This is a genomic window from Streptomyces sp. NPDC012769 (assembly GCF_042901205.1).
In the GTDB taxonomy this organism is placed as follows: domain Bacteria; phylum Actinomycetota; class Actinomycetes; order Streptomycetales; family Streptomycetaceae; genus Streptomyces.
Map to the genome: position 1 here is coordinate 1,909,972 of NZ_JBIBCP010000001.1, position 13,338 is coordinate 1,923,309.

The window sequence follows — 13,338 nt, forward strand, 5'->3', positions numbered from 1 at the left end:
CGTTCCGAGCCGCCGACCGCCGCCGAAACGCCCGTGGCGGGTCACACCCCCAGCTGGAGGCCGGGCGCCGCCTCCTCGACCATGCCGAGCCCGAGCCGTCCGACACGGGCCGCGAACGGCTCCCCCGCGACCCGGAGTCCCGACAGCCGGATCTCCCCGAGCGGGGCGGAGCGCAGCGGCTGCAGGGCGACCGTGCGGCCGGGGGCGTCGGGGCGGACGCCGACGACCGCGGTCAGCAGCTGCACCCCGGCCGCGGCGGCCACCGCGGCCGGCCGGCAGGCCGCCGGATGCGGCACCGGCACGGCGCCGGTCGTCCGCCGCTCCCCCGCGTACATCTCCGGAAGCCGGTGGTCGAAGGCCTCGGCGGCGTCCAGGACACCCCGCAGCAACGACGCCGCCTCGTTCTCGTATCCGGCCGCGGCGAGCCCGGCGACGGCGACCGCCGTCTCGTGCACCCGGACGGCTCCCGACCGGTGCCCGAACGGGTTGTAGCCGGGCTCCTTCTCCCCGAGGCCGCGCAGCCCCCAGCCCGAGTCGAGCGCCGGGGCGGCGAGCAGCCGGGCCAGCCGCTCGGTCTGCGCCTTGTCGAGGAGTCCGGGGGCCGACCGACCGGCGGCGGTGAGCCCCGTGTCGAGGAGGTGCGCGGCCCAGCCGCCCAGGTGCGGCAGCGGGTGGCCGTCGGGTGTCCGGGCGAGGAGTGGCCGACCACCGGAGCGGTCGTCGAACCAGAACCGCGCCCGGAACCGCTCGCCCAGCTCCCGCGCCCATTCCCGCCACGCGTCCCCTCCGGGCCGTCCGCAGGCGTCGAGCAGGTCGGCCCCGAGCACGGCCGCGCGGTGCGCGTGGGCCTGGGTCTCGGCCCGCGTCGGCCCGGCGGGCCACGGATCCGGCACGAACCCGCCGGCGTCGACCGCGCCGCGCAGCCAGTCGAGGCACCGTTCCGCGACGGGGAGCAGCTCCGCGAGGTCCTGCTCGGGAAGACCCCAGCGGCGGGCCTCGGCGAGGACGACGGGGAAGGCGAGGGTGGCCTCGACGCCGGTGCAGCGGGGCGGCAGCAGGGGGCCCGCGTCCCTGAGCGGTCCGGGAATGCGCCCGGACTCGGGCCCCCCGCCGAGAAGTTGGGTGCGGCCGAGGGCGCGGAGGGTGGTGACGGCGAGCCGGGTGCCGAGCGGAAGGGCCATGCGGGCGGCCCAGAGCGCCTCGGCGGTGACGGGGCCGCAGCGCCAGGGCACTCCGGCCGCGAGGTGGACGTCGGCGGGATGGGCGGGGTCGCGCTGGAGCAGCGCGCGCAGGTCGGCGACGGAGGCGGACAGCAGGGGCGCGAGGCGTGGGTCGTCCCCTTCGGCGACGGCGTCGGCCAGGGCGTGCCCGCCCGGCCGGCCGGTGCCGGGGGTCTGTCGGCGGCGAGCGTGCTCGGTCCTGATCCGGAGGGTGAGGACGAAGCGGTCTCCGGGGGCCAGTTCGGCCTCCCAGCGGAGGAGTCCGGCCGCCGCCAGCGCGTCGCTGGGCGGCGGGTCCGCCGCGACGGTGACGGCGGTGCCGTCCCCGTGGGCCCAGCGGAGCCCGGTGCCGTGGACACTCGCGGCCAGCTCAGGGCCCGGCCGCCCGGCCGCCACCGCGCCCAGGTCCGCGAGATCGGTGCCCAGAGCGAGCTCCACGGGGAGCCGCAGCGGCCGGTTCGCGGAGCTGCGCAGGGTGATCCGCTCGGTCCCGTCGGCCTCGCGGGTCCGCTCGACGAGGAGGCCGGGGTCCGGGCCGGTGTCGCCGGGCGCGCGCAGGACACCCAGGAAGTCGGCGCGGTCCGCTGCGGCCGTCCGGCCGTGGAGGGGGACGGGCTCGCGTCCGGCGACGCGCAGGAAGCAGCGGGAGAGGAGGCGACGTCCGGCGAGGAAGACGCCTTCGAATCCGGTACCGGTGAGCTGCCCGTGACGGGGGCTGAGGGTGAGGGCGGGGAGGGCGACACCGATGAGGATGTCGTGGAGAGCGGGCAGGTCGCCGGGGCGGGCCGTCCCGGCTCCCGCTCCCGGCGGCGGAGCTCCGGTGTGGGACGGGCGTCCGGCGGAGGGTCCGGGGACCTGGGCGGGGCTGGGGGCCATGACAGGTGTGCGGTGCTCTCTGTGCGGTCCGGACGGCTCGGCCGGCGCCGGAGGCGACCGCGGAGGGCGCCGCTCGGGTGGTCCGGATGTCCGGCCGTGGGGCGGCACTGCTCCTGCGCGACCGCCACAGACGTGAACGCCGCCGCGGGCCGCCGAGTCACGGCCCGAACCGACCCCGACCGGAAGACGCCCCGCCACCGTGCCGCAAACCGCCCGCCCGACCGGGCGAACGCACCCCGCGGAGCAGGTGCCCAGCTCGTTACCCGGGGCCTCGACCGGGCGCCCCGGACCCCAGCGGCGAGCCCTTCACACGACCACCGCAGCCCCGCCACACACCGCCCGCCCGACCGGCCGAACGCACCCCGCGGAGCAGGTGCCCAGCTCACGGTCCTGGGCGCCCCCGACCGGAAGACGCCCCGCACCCCTGCCGCGAACCGCCCGCCTGACCGGGCTAAGGCGACCCGCAGGGCGGGTGCCCAGCTCACGGCCCGGGACGACCCCGACCGGAAGACACCCCGCAGCCCCGCCACACACCGCCCGCCCGACCGGCCGGAGACACCCCTCGGAGCAGGTGCCCGGCTCATTCGCCGGCCCTCGTCCCGCGTCGCCCGGTCCGCCGCACGGCCGCGCGCTGAGGCGGCCTGGGGGCCGCGTCGCGGCGGCGGGTGGCCGAGGGGGCACGGGCCGGGCCCCGGCCCGCGCCGGCGGCGCGCAGTCCTGCCTGCCGGGCGGTCCGCCGTGCGGCCTGCCGGGCCTGCTGTCGCCGCCGGTCCCGGGGCTCGGCGGCCGGGGAGGGATCGTGCCCGTCGGCTCGGGTGGCCTCGTCCGGGATCGGGCCGGGCTCGGACGGCAGGTTCGGCCCCTGGCTGCGCTCGGGGGTGTCGCGGTCCGCGCTCTCACCGGTGATCGCCGGTGTCGGGGGCGACGTGGCGGCGAGGCGGGCGTCCCGCTCCTTGCGCAGGCAGTCGCGCAGCGACTCGGGGTCCAGACCCTCGTTGCACGCCTGGTGGAGCAGCCGTGCGAAGAGGTACTCGGAGTCGGCTTCCAGGGCGAGGCCGAGCGCCACCCGCGCGGAGGGTTCGTCGCCGGTGGACCAGGCGACCCAGCCGGCCAGGGTGAGGGGTGCCGCCGCGTACTCCTGGTACGGGGCGACGCAGCGTCGGGACAGGGCGCGCCAGAGCCGCAGCGCGGGGGCCGCCTCGGGGCCCTCCATCCATTCGGCGGCCTGGTCGCGGGTGTCGCGGTCCTGCAGGCCGAGGATCACCGTGGCCGCCTCGTCGGGCGTGAGGAGCGCGTCGTCCCGGGCGTCGGCGGTCGCCGTCCCCGCGGCCGCCCCGTTGACGAGTCCCGCGAGACCCGCCGGAACGGCGCTCCGTCCGGCGCCGTCCCCCGCCGGCGGAGGCTCGGGCGGCGCGGCGAAGCGTGCGATGAGCCGGCGGACCAGAGCGAGGGTGGTCTCGCGCGTCTCCAGGCGGCCCAGGCCGCCCGGCGCCCCGGCGAGGATCCTGGGCACGATGACCGCGGCGGCGTCGTTCAGAGCGGCACGCTGCGCCGCGTCGCCCTCGGAGCCCCACGGCTTGAGCCGGGCCTCCATGTCCTTGAGGCTGCCTCGCACCTGGATCCCCGCGTAGGCGGCGGACGCCGCCATCACCGACGTACCGGACAGGGCGAGGGGCGTGCCGTCGGGCGGGCAGCAGCGGGCGTCGGGGCAGCAGTACGAGAAGTAGAGGCCGTCGGAGATGCAGAGGGCTTCGAGGACGGGGATGTCGAGGGCGCCGCAGGCGGTGCGCAGGCGCTGGGCGAAGGGGCGCAGCCGCTCCATCACCCGCTGCCCGGTCTCGCCAGGTGCGGGGTCCTGGCAGAGGAAGACGACGATGGCGTCCGGGCGGTCGCCGCGGCGGGTGCAGCCCTCGACGAGGCATTCGGCGAGGTGATCGGCGGTGGCGGACCATTCGTAGGGCGAGCTCGGGATGCCGACCCTGACCCGGCCGCCGAACCGTCCGCGCTCGCCGTGCAGCGCGACGAGGACGACGGAGTCGCTGGGATGGAAGCCGAGCATGAACGGCAGCGCGTCGGCCAGCTCGGCCGGGCCGCGCAGGGTGATCTGCTGGGTCGAGGACGGGCCGTGGGATTCGTGGTGGTTCGTGTTCATGGTCACGACGGTCCCGCGATCACGGTCGGTCGCGAAACCCCTGTGGATAACTCCCGCTCCGACCGCTCGGCGAGTTTTCCACAGGCTCGGCCGCTCGTTCGCGCTTTGTCGCACCCATCGGGTTGCATGGGGGCATGACCAACGCAGACCGCCCCGAGGACCGCGCCGCCCTGCGCGCGGCCGCCGACGCCGTGCTCGCCCGTCTCGTCTCGGACCCGACCGGGGCGGCGAGACTCCGCGAGGACCAGTGGCGCGCCATCGAGGCGCTGGTCGCGGACAGACGCCGGGCGCTGGTCGTGCAGCGGACCGGCTGGGGCAAGTCCGCGGTGTATTTCGTGGCGACCTCGCTGTTGCGCGAGCGCGGCGCCGGCCCGACCGTGATCGTCTCGCCGCTGCTCGCGCTGATGCGCAACCAGGTCGAGGCGGCGGCTCGCGCGGGCATCCGCGCCCGCACGATCAACTCGTCCAACACCGAGGAGTGGGACACCGTCCAGCGGGAGGTGGCGGACGGTGAGGTCGACGTGCTGCTCGTGAGCCCCGAGCGGCTCAACAACCCCGACTTCCGGGACCAGGTGCTGCCGCGGCTCGCCGCCGCCACCGGGCTGCTCGTCGTCGACGAGGCGCACTGCATCTCGGACTGGGGGCACGACTTCCGGCCGGACTACCGGCGGCTGCGGACGATGCTGGCGGACCTGCCGCGCGGGGTGCCGGTGCTGGCGACGACGGCCACGGCCAACGCCCGGGTGACCGCGGACGTCGCCGAGCAGCTGGGGACCGGCACGGACACGGACGCGCTGGTGCTGCGCGGCCCGCTGGACCGCGAGAGTCTGAGCCTCGGCGTGGTCCGGCTGCCGGACGCGGCGCACCGACTGGCCTGGCTGGCCGACCATCTCGACGAGCTGCCCGGCTCCGGGATCATCTACACGCTGACCGTCGCCGCGGCCGAGGAGGTGACGGCCCATCTGCGCCAGTGCGGGCACACGGTCGCCTCGTACACGGGGCGTACGGAGAACGCCGACCGGCAGCAGGCGGAGGACGACCTGCTGGCCAACCGGGTCAAGGCGCTCGTGGCCACCTCGGCGCTCGGCATGGGCTTCGACAAGCCGGACCTGGGCTTCGTGGTCCATCTGGGTTCGCCCTCCTCCCCCATCGCCTACTACCAGCAGGTGGGCCGTGCCGGGCGCGGCGTGGAGCACGCGGAGGTGCTGCTGCTGCCGGGCAAGGAGGACGAGGCGATCTGGCAGTACTTCGCCTCGGTGGCCTTCCCGCCAGAGGAGCAGGTGCGCCGCACCCTCGACGTGCTCGCGCAGGCTGACCGGCCGCTGTCCCTGCCCGCCCTCGAACCCCTGGTCGAGCTGCGCAGGACACGGCTGGAGACGATGCTGAAGGTGCTCGACGTGGACGGCGCGGTGCATCGGGTGAAGGGCGGCTGGACGAGCACGGGCCGGCCGTGGGTCTACGACACCGAGCGGTACGCGTGGGTGGCCCGGCAGCGGGCGGCCGAGCAGCAGGCCATGCGGGACTACGCGGCGACGTCAGGCTGCCGGATGGAGTTCCTGCGCCGGCAGCTGGACGACGAGGCCGCGGCGCCGTGCGGTCGTTGTGACAACTGCGCGGGCGTCAGGTTCGACGCGAAGGTCTCGGAGACGGCGCTCGACACGGCCCGGGGGGAGCTGGGCCGGGCGGGTGTGGAGGTGGAACCGCGCAAGATGTGGCCGACCGGACTCGCCGCCGTGGGCGTGGATCTGAAGGGGCGTATCCCGGTGGGCGAGCAGTCGTACACGGGCCGGGCGCTGGGCCGGCTTTCGGACATCGGCTGGGGCAACCGCCTGCGTCCGATGCTCGCCGACTCCGCGCCGGACGGGGAGGTCCCGGACGACGTGGTGCAGGCGGTGGTGAGGGTGCTCGCCGACTGGGCGAAGGGGCCGGGCGGTTGGGCCTCGGGGGCGGCGGACGCCCCGCCCCGGCCGGCCGGCGTGGTCACGGTCGCCTCGCACCGCAAGCCGCGGCTGGTGGGCTCGCTCGGCCGGCGGATCGCCGAGATCGGGCGGATGCCGCTGCTCGGTTCGGTGGAGTACGCGCCGGAGGCGGAGGACCTGCGGATCTCCCGGACGAACAGCGCGCAGCGGGTGGTCGGGCTGCAGCGGGCGCTGGTCGTCCCGCCGGAGCTGACGGAGCGTCTGGCCTCGGCGGGCGGGCCGGTCCTGCTCGTGGACGATCTCGCCGACAGCGGCTGGACGTTGGCCGTGGCGGCGAGGCTGCTGCGACGGGCGGGAGCGGAGGGAGTGTTCCCGCTGGTGCTCGCCGTCCAGGCGTAGAACGGGGAGTGAACAATAGGTAACTGGGCAGGGATATGAGAGGCATACCGGTTCATTCCCGTCAGCGGCCTCAATTGCTCGTTGCCGCCCGCGCACGGGCCAGGAAGAATTGGGAATCCGCCCCGCACGGCCCGTACGTGGTCCGGTAGGACCATGCCGTGGTGCGCCCTCACCCGACCCTGCCCGCGGAGCGGGCGCGTATCCGAAGGGAGGATCGTGACCTTCGGATTCGCTCCGTCCTCAGCCGCTCCGGGCAACGCGTCGTCCGGGTCGGCCAGCCGCCTCGCCCGGATGCTCGAGCCGGCGGAATGGGCCGCGGCGGGAATCCCGCTGCTGCGCAACCCTCGTGAGGTCGTCAGCGGCCTGCACTCACGTCACCGGCCCACGCCCTCGACGGCGGTGATCGCGGTGCTCGACCACGAGGAACGGCTCGCGGCGAGCGCCTCCTTCACCCGCAGGCCGGCCCCCGCGGACGGCTGGGAGTTCCGCAACGCGCTTCTCGCGCATCTGCGCCGGGTGCTCCCGCATGACCTGCGGCGCCGGTCCCCGGTGCGCACGGCCGTGCTGCTCTACTGCCGCGAGGGGGACGAGCGCTGGACCGAGGAGGACGGCGCGTGGATGTGGGGCCTGCGGGACGCCTGCACGCTCCACGGGCTGCGCTGCGGTGCGTACATCACCCTGACCGGAGGCGGCTGGCAGGTGCTCGGCGAGGGCCGGGGCGGGCGCAGGCCCAGCTCCGACTCGCGTCCCACACCACTGGGTGAGGACTCCGTGGTCGAGCAGCTGGCGCCGCGGATAGCGAGCGGTGCGCCCGAGGCACTGCGCTGGGCCGCCGCCCGCTGAGCGGACAGCCGAACACCGACCGCCCCGCGGCTCCGTACGCGACGCACAACACAGCACACCTCGGCGCTTCTCGGCGCACACGCACGCACGGCACACACGACACAACGGCAAACTGCCGCCCCACCGCGGACCGTCTACCGCGCCCCGCACCGCGCCTCGGACACACCGAGGAACGGCCGGGACGTTCTTCCGCTCCCGCACGAGGCGCGCGCTCAGGGACGGGCGTCCGCCCGGCCGCCGTGCGACGGCGGCCGGGACACGGACGGGCGTGGTCAGACTCCGGCGCCGAGCGCGGCGTTGACGCGCTGCGGGTCACCGCAGACGATCAGCAGCGCGGTCGCCCGCCGCATCGCCTCCGGGAGCCGGAGGGCGACGTCCTCGTCGGTTCCGCCGTTGACGGCGACGACGACCACGGGCCGGTCGGCGGCCCGGGACACGGAGGCGGCGTCCGCGAAGAACACGTCCTCGCGGGCGTCCTGCTGCGCCCAGTAGGCGGCCTCGCCGAAGGACAGCTCGTGCGCCGCCCACGGGTGCTGCTCGCCGGTGGTGAGCACCAGGACGTCGCCGGGCGCACGGCCGGAGTCCAGGAGCAGGTCCACGGCCTCCTCGGCCGCGTCGACGGCACCGTCGGCGGCGGCGGGGATCAGCTGGATCTTCGGTCCGGACTGCTCGTCGGAACGATTCTCCGCGCGGGCGGCGGGAGCCGGTCCGGCAGCGGACGGGCGCGGGGCCGGCGGCGCGGGCCTGGCGGGGCCGGGGCCCGGACGTCCGGGACGCGGAGAGGCCGCGGAACGCGGGCCGGGGACGGGTCGGGGGGTCGGCACGGGGCGGCCTGCGGCCGCGGTCGCGCGGGGACCCTGGGCACTCTCGTGAATCTGAGGCTCCTCGGGGGTGAGAGGCATGGGTGATGTCTATCAAACGCCGTCGCACGGGGCTCCGGCGGGTGGGCGCACTCGTGCGCCCCGGCTGCTGAGACGGCACTGCCGGAGAGTTCCCCCAAGGGCCTCACCGGAGCGTCCGTCCGGACTCGGCGTCCAGGCTCAGAAGCCGGAAGTCAAAAGTGATCGGAAGTCGTCAGCGGTCGGGAGTCCTAAGTGGTCAGAAGTCCTAAGTGGTCAGAAGTCGAAGCCGAGTTGGCCCCCGCTTTCCAGTGCGGCCGCCTCGGCGGAGATCCGGACCTTCTTGAGATGCCGCCAGCGGGGCATCGCGTCGAGATACGCCCAGGAGAGCCGGTGGTAAGGGCTGGGGCCCAGCTCATGGAGGGCCGCCTTGTGGACCGGCGACGGGTAGCCCGCGTTGGCCGCGAAGGCGTAGGCGGCGTACCCCTCCGCCTCGGCCTCCAGCTCGGCCATCAGCGCGTCGCGCCGCACCTTGGCGATCACGGAGGCGGCGGCGACGGCGACGCAGGACTGGTCGCCCTTGATCACCGTACGGACCTGCCAGGGGTTGCCGAGGTAGTCGTGCTTGCCGTCGAGGATCACGGCGTCAGGGCGGACCGGCAGACCTTCCAGCGCGCGGATCGCGGCGAGCCGCAGCGCGGCGGTCATGCCCAGTTCGTCGATCTCGGCGGGCGAGGCGTCACCCAGCGCGTACGCCGTGACCCAGCCCTCGAGTTCCATGGCGAGCGCGGAGCGGCGTTTGGGGGTGATGAGCTTGGAGTCGGTGAGTCCGGCGGGCGGGCGGCGCAGACCGGTGACGGCGGCGCACACCGTGACGGGACCGGCCCATGCCCCGCGTCCGACCTCGTCGACCCCGGCAACGATCTTGGCGCCGGTGGTGGCCCGGATCGATCGCTCGACAGTGTGGGTGGGTGGTTCGTACGGCATGGCGCCTGACAGGTTACGCCGATGGATACCTCCCTTGGTACCCGGATTCCATGTGCTGGTCCACCCCCGGGTGGACGTGGCGGCAGCGGGACCACGACCGGGTCGCTCGTCCCGGCGACCTCGGCGTCGACTCCTTCGCTGTCGCACACCTTCGAACGACACCTCGCCATCGCCGGGATCGCTTCGCGGACCACGCCATGATCCGACGCTCGATGGCACGGCAGTCGCGATCGTGAACATCACGGACCGCACCGGCGGCACAGTCGGCAGAGCACCAGGGCACGGGCTCCTCTCCATACGTACGGGGAGGAGCCCGCGCCCGGATCAGTGTGCGTAGGGGTCTGCGTCCGGGTCGTACTGCTCCTCACGCGTGGGGCTGCCGCACGACACCGAGCGGCTCACCTCGCGCTCGGCCAGGATGTCCCGGGCCCGGGCCTCGGACAGGCTGGTCTCGTACCAGGCCTCGTCACTGTCGTCGCGGAGCCGGTCGGCGATGTCCCGCAGCGCGCAGGAGCGCAGGGGTTCGGGCAACTGGTCGAGCGCGGGCACGGCGTCGGCCGAGAGGCCCTCCAGGTAGCGCACGTCGATCTTGCCGAGCCGGTCGTGGCGTTCCACGTTCTGCTGGGCGATGACGGCGTCCGGCTGGATCAGGCCGAAGGCGAGGACGAAGCCGGCGGCGCTGACCGCCAGGGCGCGCGGCAGCAGACGGGCGCCCCAGATGCCGGCCGCCATGATCAGCAGGATCGCCACACCGAGCCAGATCTCCATGGTGGCGACGGAGATCCGCAGCCTGGTGAGCCCGTACGCGTCGACGTACAGGTCCATCCTCCGCAGCGCGGAGGCCACCACGACGAGGGTGAGGACGCACAGGGTGCCCAGGACGGCCCGGACGAGACGCCGGTCTCCGGCGTCGGCGCGGGGCGCCCAGCGCAGGGCCAGGCCGATCACGCCCAGGGTGAGCAGGGTGGCCATGAGAAGCTGCCAGAAGCCCTGCCGCGCGTACTCGGCGTACGTCAGGCCGGTCTCGCTGAGGACCTTGTCGTAGCCGCCAAACAGCACGGTGAGCTGGACCGTGTTGAACGCCGCGAAGAGCAGGTTCAGGACGACGAGCGGGAGTGCCCATTCCAGCCGGCCGCGCGCCCGGCCGGGGCTGAAGGTCAGACGGTCCCAGCGCAGCGGGGCCGCCGCGGTGCGGGCGACGGCGAGGGCGCCGAACAGCCCGAGCAGGAACAGCAGCAGCCGCCAGGGCGCCTGGTCGAGCGAGATGTCCGGGATGAGGGAACCGAGCAGGTCGGCGAAGGCGGCGTCGGCCCCGGCGAACAGCGCGCCGAAGACGACCAGCAGGCCGACGGCGATCAGGATGGTGCGCAGGAGCGGCCCCCAGCGCCCCTGGGACGAGCCCGCGCGCTCGCGGAAGCCGCGCCAGCCCCACATCATGCCGGTGCCCACGGAGTCGAAGAGACCGATCGGCCCGAACAGCATGCTCGGCCAGCCACGGCCGCCGTGCAGGGCGAAGCCGGTGAGTCCGATGGCCGTGACGACAGCGAGGAAGGTCGGCCAGCCCGCGTCACTCACCGCGGGCACGACGAGCAGTCCCGCGGCGCCGACTGCCCAGACCAGCGTCCACGGACGCAGCCGACGGCCGGCCGCGAGGGCGGCGAAGGCTCCGGCGAGGGTGGCGGGGACCGCCACGAGCAGCAGGTTCACCCCGGCGCCCGCGCCGAGCAGCAGGGCCGAGCACAGGGCGGTGCCGAGCACGGCCCAGAGCGTCGCGGCGGTCGGCCGGGCCGGTGCGGCGGGCCTGAGCCGGCTCGGCGCCGGCTTCCTCGGCGGCATCCAGGTCTGGTACGGCGGGTAGCCTCCCGGCCCGTACGCCCCCGGATGCCGCGGCGCGCCGGGACCCGGCGGCCCACCGACCGCGGCGGCTCTCGCGGCGGGCGCGACCGACGGGGGCACGGCTTGCGGCGGTGCGGCTTGCGGCGGTGCGGCGGGGGCTGGCGATGCGGGGCCCGACTGCCGCTGCCCGGCCGCCGCGGCGTCCTCGGGCGCGGCGCCGGCCTCTGGCTGCGGCTTGTCCTCGGGCTCTGCCTTGCCCTCGGGCTCTGGATTGTCCTTCGGCTTTGGAGTGGCCTTGAGCTGCGGATCGTCCTTGGGCTGCGGATCGTCCTTGGGCGGCTCTGCGGGCGATGTGTCGGTCACGGGACCCCCTCCCAACCCGGTCCGCGCGGCCATGCGGCCTGAGAGGCGGTCCCGGGTGTCTCGGCGGCACGCTGTTGTCATGATCAGCGCTGCGGAGTGGCCGACTCTAACCGCGGTAAACCCCGCCTGACCGCTCAGGGCACGGCTGTGGCAGGACCGTGACACTCGGACCGCCGGAACCCGTCGCCCGCCGACGGGTTCCGCCCCCAACGTCCCGTCCCGAACGTCCGACCAGCTAGGAGCGCGCTCCCGCCGGCAGCCAGTCGGGCAGTTCCTCGGTCTGCGCCAGCCATGCGGCGGGCGGGGCGCCCGCGGCCGTGGCGGCGACGACCCCGCCGGCGATGGCGCAGGTGGTGTCGACGTCACCGCCGACCTCCGCGGTCGTCCAGAACGTCCGCTCGAAGTCCCCGAGCGCCCGGGCCGCTGACCAGAGCGCGAACGGCACGGTGTCGTGCGCGCTGGTGCGCCGGCCGCTGCCGAGCACGGCCGCGACCGTCCCGGCGTCGCCGTAGTCGAGCATGTCGCGGGCCCGGCGAAGACCGGCGCCGACCGCACTGCGCGGGACGAGGGCGACGACTCCGTCGAGCAGCGCCTCGGGCGTCGGCGGCCCGTCAGGGCTGGCGGCGAGGGCCGCCGCGGCGGCGACGGCCATCGCTCCGACGACCGCCTCGCGGTGCTGGTGGGTGGTGTAGGCGGAGATCTCGGCCTGGTGGGTGGCCTGCTCGGGGTCGTCCGCGTACCAGGCGCCCAGGGGCGCGATCCGCATGGCCGCGCCGTTGCCCCACGAGCCCTGCCCGTTGAAGAGCGCCGCCGCGAGCTGCCGCCAGTCCCCGCCCTCGCGGATGAGGCGGAGCATCCGGTTGACGGCCGGTCCGTAGCCGCGGTCGAAGTCGTGGTGCCGGGCGAACGACTCGGCGAGCGCGTCCTGGTCGATGCGGTCGTGGCTGACCAGCACGGCGAGGACCGAGCAGGCCATCTCCGTGTCGTCGGTCCATTGCCAGGGACCGGTCGGCAGCTCGTGCCGCTTCAGCAGGGGATAGTTGGCGGGTACGAAGAACTGGGAGCCCAGGGCGTCTCCCACGGACAGCCCACGCAGGCTGGCCAGGGCGCGGTCGAAGCGCCGGTCAAGAGAGGAGTCAGCGGTCATCGCCCCGCCACTCTATCCGGTGGGGCCGTACGGTTCCGGGGTACGCCAGCGTTCGAAGGGCCGGTCGAGCCGATACTTCCCGTCCTCTCCGAGCAACAGCGTCCTGGTCTCCGCGTTCCCCGGGTTGGACAGGGACTCGAAGTCGGCGACGGTCCAGTGGAACCAGCGCATGCAGAACAGCCGCATGGTCAGCCCATGGGTGACCAGGAGGACGTTGGGCGGGTGGTCGGGCGCCTCGAAGCTGCGGTAGAGGCTCTCCAGGAATGCCCCGACCCGGTCGTACACATCGGCTCCCGACTCGCCCTGGGCGAAGCGGTAGAAGAAGTGCCCGTAGGCGTCGCGGTACGCCTTCTGGAGGCGCACGTCCTCCCGCTCCTGCCAGTTGCCCCAGTCCTGCTCGCGCAGCCGGGGCTCCTCCCTCACCCGGACGAGGCGCGGGTCGAGCCGGAACGCGCGCAGCGTCTCGTGGGTGCGGCGGTACGGGGACACGTAGACACTGACCCGCTCGTCCCCGAAGAGCTCCCGCAGCCGCTCCCCCGTCTCCTCCGCCTGGCGCCACCCGGTCGCGGTGAGCCGGAGCGCGTGGTCGGGCTCCCGCTCGTACACCGTGTCGTCGGCATTGCCCACGGACTCTCCGTGCCGTACGAGGACGATGCGCCGCGGTCGTGCCATGGGACCGACCCTAGACGGAGCCCCGAGGGCCGGCTCAGTCGAGCAGGCGTCCGGAGTCCATCCGGCGTATCGTCGCGGCCCCGGC

At 74.9% G+C, this 13,338-nt stretch carries 9 protein-coding genes; 2 read left to right on the forward strand and 7 right to left on the reverse strand.

All coding sequences use genetic code 11. From position 1 onward, the window contains the following. Positions 1-41: 41 nt before the first annotated feature. Together ACFY7C_RS08480 and ACFY7C_RS08485 are read right to left on the reverse strand one after the other, a co-directional pair. Positions 42-2,096, reverse strand: a complete 2,055-nt coding sequence (locus ACFY7C_RS08480; protein WP_389645639.1) for a glycogen debranching N-terminal domain-containing protein — start codon at positions 2,094-2,096, stop codon at positions 42-44. A gap of 580 nt (positions 2,097-2,676) precedes the next feature. Next, complete coding sequence (locus ACFY7C_RS08485; protein WP_389645641.1) at positions 2,677-4,248, reverse strand: DUF4192 domain-containing protein; 1,572 nt, start codon at positions 4,246-4,248, stop codon at positions 2,677-2,679. A 134-nt stretch (positions 4,249-4,382) separates the two neighbouring features. Between ACFY7C_RS08485 and ACFY7C_RS08490 the strand changes: the two genes are divergently transcribed. Further along, entirely contained in the window at positions 4,383-6,566 is a 2,184-nt protein-coding gene (locus tag ACFY7C_RS08490) for a RecQ family ATP-dependent DNA helicase (RefSeq protein WP_389645644.1), read from the forward strand. A gap of 216 nt (positions 6,567-6,782) precedes the next feature. Beyond that, positions 6,783-7,409 (forward strand): hypothetical protein, encoded by a 627-nt coding sequence (locus tag ACFY7C_RS08495; RefSeq protein WP_389645646.1) that lies wholly within the window; start codon positions 6,783-6,785, stop codon positions 7,407-7,409. 272 nt (positions 7,410-7,681) lie between these two features. Here ACFY7C_RS08495 and ACFY7C_RS08500 read toward each other — a convergent pair whose 3' ends face one another. From ACFY7C_RS08500 to ACFY7C_RS08520, 5 genes are all read right to left on the reverse strand, one after another. Next, positions 7,682-8,311: a hypothetical protein gene (locus ACFY7C_RS08500; protein ID WP_389645649.1), complete on the reverse strand. Its 630-nt coding sequence runs from the start codon at positions 8,309-8,311 to the stop codon at positions 7,682-7,684. A 213-nt stretch (positions 8,312-8,524) separates the two neighbouring features. Beyond that, positions 8,525-9,235 (reverse strand): ribonuclease HII, encoded by a 711-nt coding sequence (locus ACFY7C_RS08505; RefSeq protein WP_389645651.1) that lies wholly within the window; start codon positions 9,233-9,235, stop codon positions 8,525-8,527. 324 nt (positions 9,236-9,559) lie between these two features. Then, complete coding sequence (locus ACFY7C_RS08510; protein WP_389645654.1) at positions 9,560-11,467, reverse strand: DUF4153 domain-containing protein; 1,908 nt, start codon at positions 11,465-11,467, stop codon at positions 9,560-9,562. 202 nt (positions 11,468-11,669) lie between these two features. Continuing rightward, complete coding sequence (locus ACFY7C_RS08515) at positions 11,670-12,581, reverse strand: ADP-ribosylglycohydrolase family protein (RefSeq protein ID WP_389645656.1); 912 nt, start codon at positions 12,579-12,581, stop codon at positions 11,670-11,672. 12 nt (positions 12,582-12,593) lie between these two features. Then, positions 12,594-13,253 carry a histidine phosphatase family protein gene (locus ACFY7C_RS08520; protein WP_389645659.1) on the reverse strand — a complete coding sequence of 220 codons (660 nt, stop codon included), beginning with the start codon at positions 13,251-13,253 and terminating at the stop codon, positions 12,594-12,596. Between the last annotated feature and the right edge of the window lie 85 nt (positions 13,254-13,338).